The following is an 18,001-nucleotide window of genomic DNA, read 5'->3' as shown; positions in this document are numbered from 1 at the left end:
GCTGGTTTTTTTATTGTTTAGATATATTTAAATTCAACAATATTACACCCATGATAATAAACAAAATACCCGCCATTGTAGTAAGGTTAACCTGTTCTTTCCAAACCAGCACACCAATCAAGGCAGTGGCTGCTGTCCCAACACCTGACCAAATCGCATAGGCCGTGCTTAAGGGAATGTTCTGAAGTGACATGGAAAAGCTGTAAAAGGCAATCCCAAAACCGGTTAATACACCCAAAGATGGACCGAGCTTGCTAAACCCCTCAGACGCCTTTAACATTGAAGTGCCAAATAATTCTGCTACAATGGCTACCGCCAAAAATATATATGCCTTCACAACCCCACTCCTCTTCCTCAGATATATATAAACAAGACTAAGGCCATTATTAGATTTTATCATATATTTTTGTTTAATAGCTTTGATTACATCCCCCTTGGTTGCATCTATAACATTTGGATTATCCCGGATTAATTCGTCAGCAACGTCCTTTGCCATTCCAGCATTCTTAGATTATTTCCCAATTTCCCAATCATGACCGGCAGCACCTGCTATCACAATTGTAAAATTGACAGCCTTCTTGAGGCTAATTTGACACGCGTAACAAACAGCGCCAGCCATACGGTAAGTCGGTTTTTGTTTAAACCGTAAAAAATTCGGGAAATACACATACAGGCTGGTTAAAACTTATTAATAAGGAGGAACAAGGTATGGAAACTCAAACAAATAATCAAAATCAAACGATGTATGAAGCTGAACAAAACAGAATGTATGAATCTCAACCAAGCAGAATGTATGAAACAGAGAGAAACAGTAAATTCCTAAGAGGCGTACTTCTTGGCGGACTGATCGGCGGAGCCTTGACACTTCTTGATTCTTCTACTAGAAATAAGGTGAAAACTACAGCGGTAGATTTAAAGGACTCTTCGATGGGCATGATTTCCCAGGTGAAAGAGAACCCTACGGACGTAAAAGATACAATGATTTCAAGATTCAAGGCTGCCTCTGATACTTTAAAGGAAGCGATATCAGAAGCTCAGAATCTATATGAACTGGTCAATTCTGATGTATTCGGAAAGGTAAGTGAAGTTAAAAACATTTCCACCGAGGCCCTGTCCACTGCAAAAGAAGCTACAGGGGAGTTAAAGGAAATTGGTTCTAAGGTTAAAGAAATAGGCTCCAAGGTTGTGGAAGCCGGTTCTACTATTAAAGGACCATCAACTAAAGAGACAACAAGCGGTGTTTCCACAGAGTCTGTGAGCAGTGTTTCTGTCACCTCTACTGGTTCATCAGACTTCTCTACTTCCGGCGATTCTGCTTCTAACTACAGCGGCAGCACAACGGAAACTGGCACAGACACACTTACAGGAGGTACAGCTGGTGTAGCCGGAAATTCTGGTACAACCCTATCTAATTCTTCCACTTCCTCTACAACATCGGGAAAATCAGATCTTTCTGCAGAAGTTACTATTGATGTAAAAAATAACAAATCCTCTAAATAACATGGATATAAATCATCAAAAGAGGCAGGCCGTCTTGGTTCCTGCCTCTTTTGTTGATTACGTGCGCTGTGTTATGAAATTGTGGATTTAAAATCGTGCATAATTCCATCCTAGTATGCATTCTTTTTTTGGTTTTGAGACATTGATTCAGCAGTCCTTCCCATCCTTCAACTCGCATATTTCCAGGCAATGCAAAATTCCTGTGGAATATCTTGTCCTGTATTCACATCTTATTGCATATAATCGGGTAAAGAAAGTTTGCGGGAGGATGCTATGTTTATAGTTCTTGAAAAAGCTGTTTTGCTTATGGCTTTGCTGCGGTTTATCTCCGGCAGCATTGAAATTTCTGCAGCCTTGTTAATGATCAAACTGAACGATGTGGAAAAAGCACTGCTGGTTAATAGCTCGCTGGCATTAGTGGGTCCAATAGTCTTAATACTTACAACCACCATTGGGTTGCTTGGCATATCAGAAAAGCTGTCATTCTCAAAGCTTGCTTTTATATTTACTGGCGTTGCACTGATTCTTATTGGAATTCGTAAATAAATTCTTGCCTTAATCCCGGAAAAACCGGCAGCATATCCCTTTCAGAAGCATTTTCAACCTTCCTTACAATAAAGAAAGGAATTTACCATAAACACATAGAACTAATAGTAATTGATTGCTTTCGACGGGAGGTAGTATCTTGGAAGGCGTAGCTGTTATTTCTGATATTCATGGCAATATTACTGCTCTCCATGCAGTTTTGGGGGATATACATAAAAGAGGAATCACTAAGATTGTTTGTTTGGGAGATTTGGTAGGCAAAGGTCCTCAATCAAAAAAGGCTTTAGAGATTATAGGGATACATGTCAAATAACTGTGTGCGGCAACTGGGATGAGGAAATACAAAACCCGCCTCATAACGAGGTGATGAAATGGCACCAAGATCAGTTGGATCAAGAAACCAAAGCTTTTTTAAAAAGCCTCCCCTTTCATCACGACTTCTTCATGAGCGGAAAATACATTCGTTTGTTCCACGCCTCAGCCAAAAGTGTGCATCATAGGGTTAGCCCTTGGAGAGATTCAGAAGCAGAACTTTGGGCAATGTTTGACAATACTGAACATATCACCCCATTTATAAATGAAAGAACTCCTGATGTTGTGGGTTACGGAGACATCCATGCCGCATTTGTAAAACACCTGTCACCGCATAAAATTTTGTTCAATGCTGGCAGCGTTGGCAACCCGCTTGATATCCCAGAGGCAACTTATACAATACTAAGAGGGATCTATCAATCAGACATACCTGCGCCTTTTTCTGTGGAAACCATACGAGTCCCTTATGATATCGAAGCAGAAATAGAAATAGCCCGGAGAATGGGAATGCCGGAGCTTGAACCTTATGCTATGGAATTGAGGGAAGCAATTTATAGATGGTCCGCAAAGGCCAAATTATAGCTTAAATCTGGTTTTAAGTATGGGTGCTTTTTAACAGTGGAATCAGGTCCTCCCGCAATTTACAAAAAACGGTTAGGCTGCAAAAGCGCTGCACCTAACCGTTTTTATCTATTTATTATGCATTTTAAACTCCAGGAATAATTCATTATAGTATGCGAGGTTTTTCTTGCCCAGATTTTCATATACCTCCAGCCTTTTGACCATTTCCTGAGAAGGATAAAAGCGCGTATCGTTCACAATCTCATCCGGCAGATACTTCAAGGCTCCTTTGTTGGGCGTTGAGTAAGAAACATACTCTGTATTCTTCGCAGCAATTTTGGGGTCCAGCAGAAAATTAATGAACTTGTGTGCCTCTTCCACATGCTTCGCTGTTTTAGGTATGACCATATTATCAAACCATAGGTTTGAGCCTTCTTTAGGAATGACATATTCCAGGTCATCATTTTCATACATAATTTCAGAGGCGGTTCCAGACCAGACGAGTCCAATCGATGCTTCACCATTTTCAAGCAGCATCCGGATCTCATCTCCAACAATGGCTTTAATATTGGGAGTGAGCCTGTCGAGTTTTTCCTTCGCCTGCTGTAAATGCTCCTTGTTTATATCATTTAAGGAGTAATTTAGGCTGTTCAATCCCATCCCCATCACTTCCCTGGCGCTGTCCGTAAGCAGAATTTCATTTTTTAGATTTTCATCCCATAAATCGTCCCAGCTGCTGATTTTTTTCCCGCCAAGCTTTTTTGAATTATAGACGATTCCGACTGTCCCCCAAAAATATGGGACGGAGTATTTATTCTCTGGATCAAACGGCAGATCCATAAACCGAGAATCGATATATTTCAGGTTAGGCAGCTTCGAATGATCAATCGGGATTAATAGATTCTCTTCCTGCATTTTTTCAATCATATATTCCGAAGGGACGGCAATATCATAGGAAGTGCCTCCCTGCTGAATCTTCGTCATCATAGATTCATTTGAATCGAAGGTTTCGTAAATGACTTTAATTCCTGTCTCTTTTTCGAATTGCTTGACCAGGCCGGCATCGATATAATCTCCCCAATTATATACAGTAAGAACGTTGCCATTGGCGAAGCCCTGCGAAGAATTCAAATGTGATACGGCTGCCAGAAGGATTGCTGATACAAGCAGAACTGCTATAAAGGCGCGGATTAACTGTTTCATTTTCGAACCCCCATTTTGCCTGGCTTCCCATTATGCTGGGCAATAAAGTAATACCCTATTACCAGAATGATCGTGAAAACAAAAAGCAGAGATGACAATGCATTGATGTTCAAGGAAACTCCTCGGCGTGCAAGTGAATAAATTTCAACAGAAAGTGTAGAAAACCCATTTCCGGTTACAAAAAACGTAACGGCAAAGTCATCCAGCGAATAGGTCAGCGCCATAAAGAAACCTGCAAAAATTCCCGGTGTGATATAAGGCAAAATGACTTTCGTCAATACATCCATTCTGCTCGCTCCAAGGTCCCGGGCTGCATCTATTAAACTTGGGCTCATTTCCTGGAGCTTTGGCAAAATCATAATCACTACGATTGGGATACAAAACGCGATGTGAGATATTAATACAGATGTAAAGCCTAGCTTGAGCCCAACCATCGTAAACAGAATTAAGAATGAAGCACCAATAATAACATCCGGACTAACGATTAGAACATTATTCAATGAAAGAAGTGCATTCTTTGTTTGCTGCCTTCGGACATAGCGAATGGCAAGCGCGCCTAGAATGCCTATTACGGTAGAGATGGCAGCCGACAACAGGGCGATTATAAGTGTATTAAGGACGATGATTAACAATCGGGTATCACTAAACAGCTCCTTATACCAATCAAGTGTAAACCCTTTAAAATCATGCATATTGCCTCCTTTGTTAAAGGAGTAAAATACCAGAAAAAAAATAGGGGCATATAAAATCAAGAAAACAATAGCCAGATAGATGGAAGCGAAAGGAGAAATTTTTTTATTCACTTAACCAGCCTCCTCTTCCTGCTTCCAGTCAATCCCACGATGATAAACATGGCCAGGATTAAAAATACTGCTATTGTAGAACCCATTCCCCAATCCTGGGTAACCAAAAAATGCTGTTCAATTGCTGTCCCCAATGTAATAACCCGGTTGCCCGCTATAAGTCTGGTCAGCATAAAAAGCGATAGCGCCGGGATAAAAACGGCCTGGCAGCCGGATTTGATACCATCTAAAGTAAGCGGGAAAATAACAGTCTTGAATGTGATCCACGGCGATGCACCCAGGTCCCTGGCCGCATCGATAAGCGTAGGACTAAGTTCGTCCAGTGAATTAAATATCGGCAATATCATGAACGGGATAAAAATATACACAGAAACAAACAAAAAGCTGAAATCTGTAAACAGAATTTGTTTGGTACCAATCCCGATTACCTCCAGCAGGCTGTTAGCTGCACCGTACGTACCAAAGATGCCTAAAAATGCATATGCCTTAAGCAAAAGATTAATCCATGATGGAAGAATGATAAGCAGCAGCCATAAATGCTTATGTTTCGTTCTTGTAAGGAATAATGCTGTAGGATAAGCTATAAGCAATGAAAATACTGTTATCAGTAAAGCATACCAAAATGAACTCAGCGCCATTTGCAAGTATACGGGCGTAAAGAATTTTCGGTAATTGGCCAGAGAGAAATTACCTTCGATATCAATAAAAGAATAATATAAGACTAGCAGGAGCGGAAGCATTACAAATAGCAATATCCATATTGCATACGGGGCTAGATACAGGTTTCGATAAGCTCTATCTTTCATTGGCTCGCACCATCGCTATAAGCCTCAAGACGCCTGTCAAATTCTTCTTCCGTTTCCCCCAGCCGCATTATATGAATAGCGGCTGGCTCAAAATCGAGGCCTATTTCGTCCCCTACCGCCACCTTCTTCGTGGAGTGAACAAGCCATTCATTACCTTCCCTATCATAGCTTGATATTTCGTAGTGCACTCCCCGGAACAGCTGCGAATCGACGTGTACCTGCAGCTTGCCCTGATCAAATGCAGTAATTTCTAGATCCTCCGGCCGAATAATGACATCTACCGTTTCATTTTGATGAAATCCCTGATCGACACATTCAAACTGTTTGCCGCCGAATTCCACTAAATGATCTTTTATCATCTTGCCTGTCACTATATTTGATTCTCCAATAAAATCAGCTACAAACCGGTTAATCGGTTCATCATAAATATCGATGGGGGTGCCGCTCTGTTGAATTTTCCCATGGTTGATCACGAATATTTCATCAGACATGGCAAGCGCTTCCTCCTGGTCATGGGTAACAAAAATGAATGTAATTCCAAGCCTGTGCTGCAGCTCCCGCAACTCATACTGCATTTCTGTCCGCAGCTTCAAATCAAGTGCAGAAAGCGGCTCATCCAGAAGAATCACCTGAGGTTCATTTACGATAGCACGTGCTATCGCCACCCGCTGGCGCTGCCCTCCCGACATTTCACTAATTTCTCTGTTCTCATATCCGGCCAGGTTTACGAATTTAAGGGCTTCCTTAACCTTTGCTGTGATATCGGATTTTTTTAGCTTCTTAATTCTGAGGCCAAATGCCACATTTTCAAAAACATTTAGATGGGGGAATAATGCGTAGTCCTGAAATACCGTGTTCACTTGCCGTTTATTAGGCGGTACGTCATTAATCACTTTTCCATCAAAGAAAATGTTACCCGAAGACGGTCCAGTAAAACCGGCAATCAAGCGCAGAATCGTCGTTTTTCCACAACCGGAAGGGCCTAACAATGTATAAAATTTCCCGCGTTGAATATCAAAACTAATATTATCAAGGATTGCATTGTCTGAATCATATTGTTTTGTAACATTCTCAAACCGGATAATGGATTGTTCTGTCATATGGACCTCCTATTTTTATATATCTGCCGAGTAGACAAATAGTTAATATAAGAACAGGTTTAACGGCGGTTCCCTATAGATAGTATAGTAACCTGTGATGTAACAGCATAGCTGGCCCAAGGATGCTACTGAATCTGAGATGATTCTTGTCTGGAATAGCCCTCGCTCCAATCTCCCCCAATTACCCTCTTATGAATACGCTTCGAGCAAATCTTACAAACAATAGATTCAACTCCTTTTCGCTATCAAAATATATTTTTACTTAAAATGGTAAAACATTGCGCATAATCTGTCAAAAATCGAAAGACTACTTTTTGAAAAAACTAGTTTTTATACAATTTCAGAGATAAGCCCTGATACAAATGCTATGGAATATCTAAGTACCATATGTACCCAAATTAAATTAATGGAATTTAATCAATCGATTGATTAAATTTAAAATAATAACAAAAGATTCAGTAAACTTGTTTCCCGTGAAACTTTTTGTCGAAAATCTGGTTTATAAACGCTCTCCTCCTCCTAATATAATTAAATTAAGCTGAATTACCAACTAGTTGGACCAATATAAAATTATAAAATTAAATTTAGGATAAAACTCCACAAGTATATGATGGAACATCAATATTTATAACCGTGCCACACACCAAACGTAACTGAGAGACACACGGAATTCTGGCAAGTCCTAGATTCAATCCATGCCAAACATATTCCCTCATTACTTATGGTACATATAGTAGCAATTACAATAAAAAAACACCCCTGATGTACCGGCTTTTTCCGGGTCAGAGGCGTTCTTGTTTTTATGCTTTTACTGCATCTCCAATTATAGAGAGCCTTTCTGCTACTTCTTCTTCTGTCAAATTGTGTTCTGCTACATATCGGTTTCTTGGATGAACCCGGCACTCATGTGAGCAGCTGCGCATATATTTATGCTCGCTTTCTTCAGAAGCAAGTATCTTTTTATTACATTCTGGATTTGCACAATTTACATAGCGTTCGCATGGTTCGCCTGTAAAGTAATCACGGCCCACAATCACATGTTCCTTTTTATTGATTGGCACAGAAATTCTTTCATCGAACACATACATCTGGCCATCCCATAATTCTCCCTGAACTTCGGGATCTTTTCCATATGTCGCGATTCCGCCGTGAAGTTGTCCGACATCTTCGAACCCTTCCTTTACCAGCCATCCGGAGAATTTCTCACAACGGATACCGCCTGTACAATACGTCAAAATTTTCTTTCCTTCTAATTGATCCTTATTATCTCTTACCCATTGAGGAAGGTCGCGGAAGTTCTCTACATCCGGCCTAATTGCTCCTCTAAAATGGCCAAGATCATATTCATAAGTATTTCTTGCATCAAGCACTACAGTATCTTCATCCTGCATTTGCTGGAAGAATTCTTTTGGGCTTAAATATTTACCTGTCAACTCTAGTGGATCCACGTCATCCTCCAGGCGAAGTGTTACAAGTTCTTTCCGAGCCCGTACTTTCATTTTTGGAAATGCATGTTCATCGGCTTCATCAATTTTATAAACCATGTCGGCGAAACGAGAATCATTCTTCATCGCTTCCATGTATTTTTCAGTTTGTTCAACTGTACCAGATACGGTTCCATTGATTCCCTCATTTGCAATCAAAATACGGCCCTTTAATCCAAGGTCATTACAAAGAGCTTTATGCTCTGCCGCAAATTCTTCAGGGTTATCAATTTGCACATACTTATAGTACAGCAAAATCCTGTAGGCTTTACTTTCTGTCATATTAATTACCACCTATCGATTTTATATTTGCAAGATATAAAGGTATTTTTAGGATGGCTCATTGTTACACTTTTCTCTTACAAGCAAACATTATAACAGAATTGCAAAATAATTTCATGTGGACTTTTTGACATTTTAGGAAACCTTCACTTTGTTACCGTTCTAAGGCCCCTAAAGTATTTGCCTTGTCTTTATTATTATATATATACTATGCCAATGCACATACCTCTTATAAATTGGGAATTCGATCCTTATGGCACAAAAATATTTAAATGGCCAGGTAACACGGTGGCATCAAAAGGCAGCTGCTGTCCTTCATCTCCATCCAAATTAACGGCCATGTCTTCCTCCGACGAAACATGAAGGGTGCGAGAACGAATATATTCCACACCATCATGCTCCGCTAATTGCCCTTTTAACAGACGCGGAACAATTTTTATCATTTGTGGGACAGAGAGTTCCTTTATGATAAAACAATGGATCATGCCATCATTTACTTCTGCTTGTGGTGCAAGCGATTCGAAACCTCCGACTGAATTTGTAAGTGCCGAAACCATCAGAAATGCATCTCCGGTCCAAGATCCTCCATCATGTTCGACCGTTAGCTTAAATGGCGTTTTATTTATTAGGGCTTTAGCTCCCTCAACGAAATAAGCAAAAGACCCAAGTTTGGTCTTTTGCTCGGGGGAAACTGAATAGGTTGCTTCCGCAATGGCACCTACTGCCAGAACATTCATAAAGTATAGATCGTTAACCTTTCCTATATCTACTGCCTTCCTATTCTGGCGCCCCAATATTCTTATGGCTTCTTCAGGATTTAACGGAATATTCAAGGCACGCGCAAAATCATTTACGGTTCCTAGCGGAATGATTCCAAAAGACGGTTTATGCTCCTGCTCAGCAAGTCCATTGATGGTCTCACTGATCGTGCCATCTCCGCCCATAGCTATCACTGTTTCATAAACATTAGTACAGGCCTCATTTGCAAAGGAGATGGCATCACCCTCCTTTTGAGTTTTCCGTACCACTACTTCTTGATGAGTTTGCTGGAGTAGCGCTGTAAGAAGCGACAAATTTTCAGCAGCTTTTTCCTTGCCGGACGTTGGATTTATAATAATCATGGCTTTAGTCATCTAATTGCTCCTTCTCAAAAAAGTTCGGCTATTAAAAAACTACCTCTGCTCGTCCTCCATTAAACTCGCATTCTTCTTTGTTTGCAAAAACGAATAAAAAATTTATTTTTTCTGACTTCTTACTATACTTTTTAGAATTCTGGGTATATACTGTATTATAACAAATAATAAAAAAATAAACTGTATTATAAAAAGGAGGAATTTTATTATGCAAATGATTAACCCAGTTGAATTCTTTAGGAGCCTGCCGCCAAAAACATGTACGGATTGCGGAGCTAGTATTATGGAGCAAGCAGAATCCTATCTAATGGAATGCGACCGCTGCCTGTCTAAAAAAGAAGAATAAATCCATGCAACAAAAAAACAGCTGTCCCTGCAGCTGTTTTTTATTGTTTTATTTTTGATGGGAATACTAAATAAACTAATATTGTATATGGTACAGCAAACACCATCTACTCTGTATTATTTCCTTTAACGGGTAAACCATTTCCTTGCGTTTGCTGCCTCATGATTAAATTGCGATCCTTTTTCATCTGCAGCAGGGTTTTTGACTGACTTCTCATTCCCTAAGCCACGTAAATGCCGCCACATTGCATAAAAAGCTAAAAATCCCCGTACATCCAACTCCTCTGAACCCCTTTATATCAATACATATTATTGAACAGCATCGCCACTTATGTTATACATAAGATGTGTTTGGATATCCTGTATACCATTTCCCACACAAACATACAGGCACGAATGAATGCTGGAGGTCTATTATGCAAAGCTGGATTACGGATTTCATGGAACAGTTTGGATACTTGGGTATCTTTTTGATTATTGCATTGGAAAATGTGTTCCCCCCTATACCTTCTGAGGTGATCCTTCCGTTTGGAGGATTCATGACCACTTATTCAGACATGAGTATAGCAGGAGTAATTGCAGCGGCAACTGCGGGTTCAATTCTTGGCGCAGTTATTTTATATGGAATCGGACTCCTATTGGATGTGGAACGGCTGGAAAAAATAGTGGACCGTTGGGGACATATTCTTCGCATTACCAAAGACGATATTCGAAAAGCAGACGCATGGTTTGATAAATATGGCTATTGGACGGTTCTTTTTTGCCGGATGATCCCGTTAATCAGAAGCCTTATTTCGATTCCTGCGGGAATGTCCAATATGAAATTTCCTTTATTTCTGCTATTTACTGCTATCGGAACATTAATTTGGAATATTATCCTGGTATCAGTAGGTGCAGCTCTGGGCGAAAACTGGGAAAAGATCACGCACTTTATGGATATTTATTCCAATATTGCATATATCTTAATTGCAATTGGGATTATTATATTCGCCATCTTATTCTTTAGAAAGAAAAAACAAGCTTAAAAGGTTGAAATCATAATATCTCTTAAGAAAGAAGCCTCAATTCAGAGGCTTTTTTTTTATGAAATTTCAGCAAAGATTTGTGAGGTAGCCTAATCTATTACTTTCTTGTGCCGATAATATCAATAATTAAAATTAATAGTTTATTATTTTTGTAGCCCTATTTCATGGACATTATTATTGGAGGTTGTGTATTTTGCGTAAAATTTCTTCATTGCTACTGTCGTTGACCCTCTTGCTTCCGGTTGTTCCTGATTTAGCCGCAGCTTCTGTAAATGCTTCTTCTGTCTCATCCGAAAGAGTGATCGTTGTTTTTAAGGATAAAACAGATCAGAACGCAATTAAGAAGGCAAATGCGAAAGTAAAAAAACAATTTAAACATATTAAAGCCCTTACCATTAATGCATCACAGACTTCTATTAAACAATTACGAAAGGATCCTGACGTACTTTCAATAGAAAAGGACATTAGAGTCCAAGTAAAATCGCAATATATGGATTGGGGCACACATAAAATCCAGGCAGCCTCGGCCTGGAAAACCTCATTGACTGGCAAGGGAGTCAAAGTTTCGGTTATAGATACCGGAATTGCCAATCATCCTGATTTAGCCCTATCCGGTGGAACATCCGTGGTGTCATATACGAGCTCTTATGCTGATGATAATGGCCATGGTACACATGTGGCGGGTATTATAGGAGCCAAAAACAATACAATCGGTACTGTCGGGGTCGCTCCCGACGCAAGTTTATATGCAGTAAAAGCGTTGGATGGCAGAGGGTCAGGGTACCTTTCCGATATCATCGCCGGTATAGACTGGTCCATTCAAAACAAGATGGACATCATTAATCTGAGCCTGGGGATTCCCACTCCTTCCTATGCCTTAGCTGATGCGGTTGATAGAGCCTATAATCAAGGAATTTTGGTAGTGGCGGCTGCTGGAAATGACGGAACCGCTGATGGTTCAGGTGATACTGTAGATTATCCTGCAAAATTCCCTTCTGCTATAGCTGTCTCTGCAACAGATGAATATAATAACAGGGGAATTTTTTCATCTAGCGGGGATTCCATTGAGGTTGCTGCACCTGGAGTAAATATTGTCAGCACTTTCCTAAATGGCTCATATGCAAGGGCAAGCGGTACTTCAATGGCTGCACCCTTCGCAGCCGGTGCCCTGGCATTACTGAAAGAAGCAAACCCTGCAGCCACCAACATTGCAATAAGAGAAAAACTAAAAAATTACGCCCTGGATTTGGGTACACCGGGAAGGGACAGCCTTTTTGGATATGGGTTGGTTCAGGCTCATATAGCTGTTCAGGCTATCAATGCCGAACCACTGCCCAAAAAAACCCTGACTGCCTTAAAAACCAATAAAAAGGTGTATTATGCAAGGGAGCGCGTAGATGTGACGGTTGCTGTGACAGACGGAGCCGGCAATAAATTGCACAATGCCTTTGTAGATCTTTCGGTAACTTTTCCAAACGGAAAGGTAGCGGAATACCAGAGAGTGACCAACAATAAAGGTATTCTCCAGTTCGCCATTTACACCTCGAAACGCTCTCAAAAAGGCTTATATACAATCCGCACGGCAACAGCATTGTCCGGTTATGAAACCAGCAGTGCCAGCACTGTCTATACTTTGAAGTAGACTATCCGCGAAGCAATGGTATTAACCATTGCTTTTTTTATTGACAAAAGCATTTCCCGCAAGAATTTGACCGTTCCAATTAAATGAATTATCGTAAAAGTAAACGAGTTTGACAGGTGGTCCTATGAAAGAAATAGTAATGGAGTGGCTCGCTGAATGGGGTCCGCTGGCCCTTCTTCTCAGCATTGGCCTGAATATAATCATCAGCATTTCAGGGGTAATTCCAAGTGTGTTCCTCACAGCTGCGAATATTTCATTTTTTGGTTTTGGGCAGGGAGTTCTGATTTCTGCCGCAGGTGAATCACTTGGTTCCATCATAAGCTTTTACATATATAGAGCTGGGCTAAAACATATGAAAAGCTTCACAACAAAGAATAAGCTCCTAACCAAATTGAAAGATGCCGATGGAATGGAAGCATTTTTCCTGATTATAGCTTTAAGAATTTTTCCATTCATTCCTTCGGGACTAGTTACTTTGGCAGGATCATGGAGCAAAATTCATATCCTCTCATTTGCATTGGCCAGTACCATTGGCAAAATACCCGCTCTGCTGATTGAATCCTATTCTGTGATGCAAGTCCTAAACTGGAATTGGCAAGGCCAGCTTATGTTTGCTTTAATATCCGTATTTATCTTAGCTATTATGACTTTCAGAAAAAAAAGCAAGCGGCATTACCGGGGAGGCAAAAATGAATAAAACCAAATCAGCAAAAGACTTGAAAACACTATTAAAAATCCTTCTTGTGTCAACTCGTCTTGGACTGACCTCATTTGGCGGTCCTATAGCTCATCTGGGATATTTTCATGAAGAGTATGTCCGGAAAAGAAAGTGGATTGCAGAGGATAAGTATGCGGATTTAGTAGCGTTAGCTCAATTTCTGCCGGGCCCGGCCAGCAGCCAGGTCGGAATTGGCATCGGCGTATACAGGGGCGGGTTATTGGGAGGGCTGCTGGCTTTCATCGGCTTCACCCTCCCTTCCGTGATTGCCCTCACCATTTTCGCTTTGATTTCCCAAGGAACAGAGCTGGGACAATCTGGCTGGATTCATGGTTTAAAACTGGTCGCTGTAGCTGTGGTTGCCCATGCTATAGTCGGCATGGCCAAAAACCTTACGCCAGACCTGCCTAGAAAAGCAATGGCATTAGCTGCTCTCGCTTGCGTACTGTTATGGCAAAACACCCTTGCTCAGGTGCTGGTGATCGCAGCTGCAGGATTGGCAGGTTTTATCTTGTATAAGCATCAACAGAGCACTGATCTAAATGAAAAGGATTTTCCTTTATCACGCCGTTTTGCGTCGATATGCCTGATACTTTTTTTCGCCTTGCTCATCCTTCTGCCAATCGCAAATAAGATGACAGATGTTAAGTGGCTAGCAATGTTCGATAGCTTCTATCGATCTGGTTCGCTGGTTTTTGGAGGTGGCCATGTGGTGCTTCCCTTGCTTGAAAAGGAATTTGTTCCGTCTGGCTGGCTTGATAAAGAAGCCTTTCTTGCAGGATATGGAGCGACTCAGGCGATGCCCGGCCCTTTATTTACATTCGCTTCCTATATAGGAGCGGTAATAGATGGATGGAAAGGGGCTTTACTTGCGACGGCGGCCATCTTTCTCCCTGCATTCCTTCTGATTTTAGGTACCCTTCCTTTTTGGAATAGCTTGCGAAACAATCCAAAAATAAGAGGTGCTGTTCTCGGGGTCAATGCAGGAGTGGTCGGTATACTGATTGCCGCCTTTTATGACCCCATTTGGAAAAGTTCCGTCTTCAATGCCTCTGATTTTGTGTTTGCCGCCGTGCTGTACAGTCTGCTTGCATATTGGGAAATGCCGCCTTGGGTAATCGTGGTTTTAGGCGCTATAGGGGGTGCAGTATTGGCTGCTTTTTAATAACAAAAGGGGAATCCAGCTGCTGGATTCCCTTTGATTTATATGTTGATTAATAACTTAGGTTGCCCGTACTTCTGAGTCAGCAGGCTGTGCTGGTGGAACCGGTTCTGGCGAAGGTGCGGTAGTTGAATCAGCTGGTGTTGTGGCTCCGCCTGGTGAAGTAGTGTTATCCCCTGGAATTGAAGTTGACCCATCCTCTTCCTTCGGCTTTGTTGTTTCCTTCTTAGGGGCAGTAACTTCTGCTACCAGTGTTTTTAATCGTTCTAATTCACCTTTGATCAATGTCTCAAGTTGATTCACTTCTGCAATTAATGCATCTATTTCCGCCGCGGATGACTTGTATTTCTTCTTATATCCTTCAAGCTGCTTTTTCTTTGCCTTAAGCTTATTCAGTTCGGCGTTAAGCTTTCCTCTGAAGCTATTATATCTAGAATTTGCTGTGCTCTTGCTTAATTTCTTATCTGTGTATCCGTCTTTCTGAACAGCAAAATGTGTATTGATTGATTTTGAGATTCCATTAATTGCTGATTGAGATGAAAGGACTTGCTTCTCAAGTGATTTTCCGACTTTTGAACGAATAACCACTTTCTTCTGAGTTTCTTTCTTAGTTGATACAGATGGCTTGCCTTTATCTTTCACCGGCTGTGGTTTATATGCTTCTGCGACTTCCTGCTTGTGCTGAGACTTACCCTTTTCTACAGTTGTTGAATCTTTGGGTGCTTCAGCAACGCGCTGCTTATGCTCAGGTTTGCCCTTTTCCGGCCCTTTGGCATTCGCTATAGAAGCTGAACTGAAAATTAACGATGAAGCTACAATACCTGTTAATACTTTTGAAAACTTATTTGTTTTCATTACCTGCTCCTCCTTGGTAACGGCAGCTGGCTGGCATAGATATTCTCCTTAGCCCCGATAGCTTTGTGACACCAGGTTTCCCTGGTTGTACCTTTATATGAATATTATACCAAAAATATTGTCGGTTAGAGATGATTTTTTACAGTTATATGACGTCAAAGGACATAATCAGCCATTTTTACCCATGAATGTAGGCTATGAAAACCTTTTACGCAAACAATTTGTATTTCTAAACTAGGCACATTGATTTATTTATTTGTTAAACGGCCAAATAATCACAAAAAGATAAGAATTATTTGTTAAAGCCATTGAACTTTTTTTGAAAGGAGGTGGATGAAATGCACTTCCGGCAATTCATATTATCAGCAATATTAATAGGCGGAGCGATACTGCTTCCCAATCTAGCATTTGCTGCTAAGCCTGGTGAAAAACCTCTTCCAAAGGATGTACAAGCTGAACAGGTCACTGAAAAGGCAAAAAAGGCTGATATACCTGTTCCAGCCGGCAAAGAACCCAAATCATTTTCCAATAACAAGCAACAAAAAATGAAAGAAAAGGTTCAGCCAACCCTAATGGACTTAAAAAAAAGCGCTGCGAAAAATCCAGCTAAACCAGCTCAAGGCAGCAAAGCTCAGGTGGATAGCAGCACCAAACAGAAAAAAATTCTGCCGCCTAAAGGCAAACAAATAAAAAAGGCAACCACACACAAATCTAATACTAGTGGACCTCAACCGAAAGTTCACACACCTAAGGCTCAGGAAAAAACAAACCCGCCTATCGTGGAGGCACAGACCAAAAAAATCAGTGCCGTCAACTCTGTCCAGAAAAGCAGAGAGCGCAACACTCCAAAAAAGCTTACCAAGCCTTTAGAGAGCAGGGAACATGTTCGTGTGAGCTCCCAGCTGCCTGACTCAGTTTCCGAAGCAGTTACTAACAAAACATACAGGAAACAAAGCAAACCTCATTATGTAAAAAAGCTAGTATCTACACAGTTCCAGCCGGGAGCTGGTAAGGGGAAACCAGCTGACAAAGAGATTCCCGGCAGCACAAAGGCCATTAATACAGGCCAAACCAATCACAATACAGCATCATCTTCCAAGGAACGAAAAAAGTTCGAACCTGGTAAACTGCTATTCACGGATAAAGTGTTCAAATGGGATCAGCAATTAATACTGGGATTCAACCAGTTACATAATTCAAGGTTTCAGGAATTTAGTAACCAATGGACAAATGCGCCGCCGTCAAAGCCGCCACAAACGCTCCTTGTCTTTTAACTTATATTTTTTAACACATACCAAGGATAAGATAAAAGGAGCGAATTTATAATGAAAAACAACGTTAATCGTAAAAAGGCTGTTAAATCTGTGGTATTGGCAGGAGTTCTATCTGCAGGGTTTTTCGCTGGGGCACAAATCAGTGAGGCTGCAAAGAATGACCAGGAAGTAAAAGTCGAAAAAGCAGTAAATGAAAAAGCTTCTGCAAAAGTAAAGGCTTCTGGTGACAAGACAGTAAAAGCGCAATCATCACTTCATGCATCTGAAACTGCTAAGTCAAAAGCAGCTGAAAACTCAGCGGTACATAAACCAGCTTCTCCAAAACCTGCCAAGGTAAAACCAGCTAAAGAAACAGTTAAACCTGTAAAAGCCGTGAAAGTAAAACCAGCAAAAAAGGTTGAAACTGCTAAACCTAAAGCTGAAGAAACAACTACACCACCAGTGGTTGAGGGATCAATGGAACCAAAAGCAAAAGAAAATAAATCGGCTGCAAACAAAGCGAATTCTCAAGCTGCAGCACACGCGAGTGCCACAGCGAAAAAGCACGCAGCACCACAATCTGCTGTTCATGCAACTCCTGTAAAAGAGGAGACTGCAAAAAATGAAGAGAACACAGAACAAGAAGAAACTGAGGTTGTAACCGAAACAAAAGATAGCAGTGTAAAAGAAGAGGCTTCTGAAGCAGCTGAAGAAACAGCAAATAAAGAAGAGGCTGTTGAAAAAGAAGAGACAGCAAATAAAGAAAATGCTGTTGAAAAAGAAGAGACAGCTGAAAAAGAAGAAGATAAAGCAGAGGCAGTTAAAGAAGCCGACGATGTGAAAACAGAAGAGACCTTTGAAAACAGCGGCGTTAAAAATGCTGTCAAAGATGCAGTGAAGTCTTTCCAAAACACTGTGAAAGAAGCACTCGCAACGTTAAAACAACAAATTGCAGGCCTAATGAGTAAGGATACTGAATTAGTCACTGACAAAACGGAAGATGCAAAAGAAGATGCTGATCAAGCAACTGAAGAAACAGAAACTGTTAAAGAAGACGCGGACAAAGCAACTGAAGAAACAGATGCTGTAAAGGAAGCTGCAAAAGAAAACAAATCTTTCATAAACAAAGCACATTCTCATGCTTCCCTAAATGCAAGTGCAAACGCAAAGGTGCACGCTTCAAAAAATTCTGCTGTGCAGGCAGCTGCAGATACAAAAGCAGAAGTTACAGTGACAGAAGCCCAAAAATAATTGAACTGGGAATATCCTCG

Annotated in this window: 18 protein-coding genes, 1 pseudogene and 1 riboswitch; of the genes and pseudogenes, 10 read left to right on the top strand and 9 right to left on the bottom strand. The window is 40.8% G+C overall.

Features of this window, described 5'->3' with window-relative positions:
- Nucleotides 1-10: 10 nt before the first annotated feature.
- Nucleotides 11-337, bottom strand: a complete 327-nt coding sequence (locus V1500_RS01215) for a DMT family transporter (protein ID WP_409305881.1) — start codon at nt 335-337, stop codon at nt 11-13.
- A 371-nt stretch (nt 338-708) separates the two neighbouring features.
- On the opposite strand from V1500_RS01215, the gene V1500_RS01210 reads away from it, so the two are divergent.
- The 3 genes and pseudogenes from V1500_RS01210 to V1500_RS01200 all read left to right on the top strand — a co-directional run bounded on the left by V1500_RS01210 (nt 709) and on the right by V1500_RS01200 (nt 2,940).
- Nucleotides 709-1,500 (top strand): hypothetical protein, encoded by a 792-nt coding sequence (locus tag V1500_RS01210; protein WP_409303850.1) that lies wholly within the window; start codon nt 709-711, stop codon nt 1,498-1,500.
- A gap of 273 nt (nt 1,501-1,773) precedes the next feature.
- Nucleotides 1,774-2,046 (top strand): YqhV family protein, encoded by a 273-nt coding sequence (locus V1500_RS01205; RefSeq protein ID WP_409303849.1) that lies wholly within the window; start codon nt 1,774-1,776, stop codon nt 2,044-2,046.
- Between the two features lie 139 nt (nt 2,047-2,185).
- A pseudogene (locus V1500_RS01200) lies at nt 2,186-2,940 on the top strand (metallophosphoesterase family protein).
- Between the two features lie 108 nt (nt 2,941-3,048).
- On the opposite strand, the gene V1500_RS01195 reads toward V1500_RS01200, so the two are convergent.
- From V1500_RS01195 to V1500_RS01170, 6 genes are all read right to left on the bottom strand, one after another.
- Complete coding sequence (locus V1500_RS01195; protein WP_409303848.1) at nt 3,049-4,122, bottom strand: PotD/PotF family extracellular solute-binding protein; 1,074 nt, start codon at nt 4,120-4,122, stop codon at nt 3,049-3,051.
- Nucleotides 4,119-4,925, bottom strand: coding sequence for an ABC transporter permease (locus tag V1500_RS01190; protein ID WP_409303847.1), 807 nt, complete (start codon nt 4,923-4,925; stop codon nt 4,119-4,121). Before V1500_RS01190 ends, V1500_RS01195 begins: the two co-directional genes overlap by 4 nt.
- A complete protein-coding gene (locus V1500_RS01185) occupies nt 4,922-5,731 on the bottom strand; it encodes an ABC transporter permease (protein WP_409303846.1) in 810 nt (269 codons plus the stop codon). Before V1500_RS01185 ends, V1500_RS01190 begins: the two co-directional genes overlap by 4 nt.
- Nucleotides 5,728-6,831: an ABC transporter ATP-binding protein gene (locus V1500_RS01180; protein ID WP_409303845.1), complete on the bottom strand. Its 1,104-nt coding sequence runs from the start codon at nt 6,829-6,831 to the stop codon at nt 5,728-5,730. Before V1500_RS01180 ends, V1500_RS01185 begins: the two co-directional genes overlap by 4 nt.
- 800 nt (nt 6,832-7,631) lie before the next feature.
- The gene (locus tag V1500_RS01175) at nt 7,632-8,597 is read right to left on the bottom strand and encodes a rhodanese-related sulfurtransferase (protein ID WP_409303844.1); all 966 of its coding nucleotides are present in this window, start codon (nt 8,595-8,597) and stop codon (nt 7,632-7,634) included.
- Nucleotides 8,598-8,848: 251 nt separating this feature from the next.
- Nucleotides 8,849-9,730 carry a diacylglycerol/lipid kinase family protein gene (locus V1500_RS01170; protein ID WP_409303843.1) on the bottom strand — a complete coding sequence of 294 codons (882 nt, stop codon included), beginning with the start codon at nt 9,728-9,730 and terminating at the stop codon, nt 8,849-8,851.
- Nucleotides 9,731-9,938: 208 nt separating this feature from the next.
- Between V1500_RS01170 and yhfH the strand changes: the two genes are divergently transcribed.
- Nucleotides 9,939-10,076, top strand: coding sequence for a protein YhfH (gene yhfH / locus V1500_RS01165; RefSeq protein ID WP_409303842.1), 138 nt, complete (start codon nt 9,939-9,941; stop codon nt 10,074-10,076).
- 125 nt (nt 10,077-10,201) lie between these two features.
- Here yhfH and V1500_RS01160 read toward each other — a convergent pair whose 3' ends face one another.
- Complete coding sequence (locus V1500_RS01160; RefSeq protein ID WP_409303841.1) at nt 10,202-10,354, bottom strand: hypothetical protein; 153 nt, start codon at nt 10,352-10,354, stop codon at nt 10,202-10,204.
- Nucleotides 10,355-10,491: 137 nt separating this feature from the next.
- On the opposite strand from V1500_RS01160, the gene V1500_RS01155 reads away from it, so the two are divergent.
- From V1500_RS01155 to chrA, 4 genes are all read left to right on the top strand, one after another.
- Nucleotides 10,492-11,100, top strand: coding sequence for a DedA family protein (locus V1500_RS01155; RefSeq protein WP_409303840.1), 609 nt, complete (start codon nt 10,492-10,494; stop codon nt 11,098-11,100).
- Between the two features lie 193 nt (nt 11,101-11,293).
- Nucleotides 11,294-12,742 (top strand): S8 family peptidase, encoded by a 1,449-nt coding sequence (locus tag V1500_RS01150; protein ID WP_409303839.1) that lies wholly within the window; start codon nt 11,294-11,296, stop codon nt 12,740-12,742.
- 124 nt (nt 12,743-12,866) lie between these two features.
- Nucleotides 12,867-13,439, top strand: coding sequence for a TVP38/TMEM64 family protein (locus V1500_RS01145; protein ID WP_409303838.1), 573 nt, complete (start codon nt 12,867-12,869; stop codon nt 13,437-13,439).
- Entirely contained in the window at nt 13,432-14,625 is a 1,194-nt protein-coding gene (gene chrA / locus V1500_RS01140; protein WP_409303837.1) for a chromate efflux transporter, read from the top strand. The genes V1500_RS01145 and chrA overlap by 8 nt, the downstream gene beginning before the upstream one ends.
- Before the next feature lie 57 nt (nt 14,626-14,682).
- Here chrA and V1500_RS01135 read toward each other — a convergent pair whose 3' ends face one another.
- The gene (locus tag V1500_RS01135) at nt 14,683-15,477 is read right to left on the bottom strand and encodes a hypothetical protein (RefSeq protein ID WP_409303836.1); all 795 of its coding nucleotides are present in this window, start codon (nt 15,475-15,477) and stop codon (nt 14,683-14,685) included.
- 18 nt (nt 15,478-15,495) lie between these two features.
- Nucleotides 15,496-15,579, bottom strand: a riboswitch (cyclic di-GMP riboswitch).
- Between the two features lie 236 nt (nt 15,580-15,815).
- Here V1500_RS01135 and V1500_RS01130 point away from each other — a divergent pair.
- Together V1500_RS01130 and V1500_RS01125 are read left to right on the top strand one after the other, a co-directional pair.
- Nucleotides 15,816-16,751, top strand: a complete 936-nt coding sequence (locus V1500_RS01130) for a hypothetical protein (RefSeq protein ID WP_409303835.1) — start codon at nt 15,816-15,818, stop codon at nt 16,749-16,751.
- A 51-nt stretch (nt 16,752-16,802) separates the two neighbouring features.
- Entirely contained in the window at nt 16,803-17,981 is a 1,179-nt protein-coding gene (locus V1500_RS01125; RefSeq protein ID WP_409303834.1) for a hypothetical protein, read from the top strand.
- Nucleotides 17,982-18,001 lie beyond the last annotated feature (20 nt).

The organism is Peribacillus sedimenti, from assembly GCF_046237635.1.
GTDB classification, from domain to species: domain Bacteria; phylum Bacillota; class Bacilli; order Bacillales; family DSM-1321; genus Peribacillus; species Peribacillus sedimenti.
Note: the sequence above shows the minus strand (reverse complement) of the source record. Positions and strands in the feature narration are given on the sequence as shown.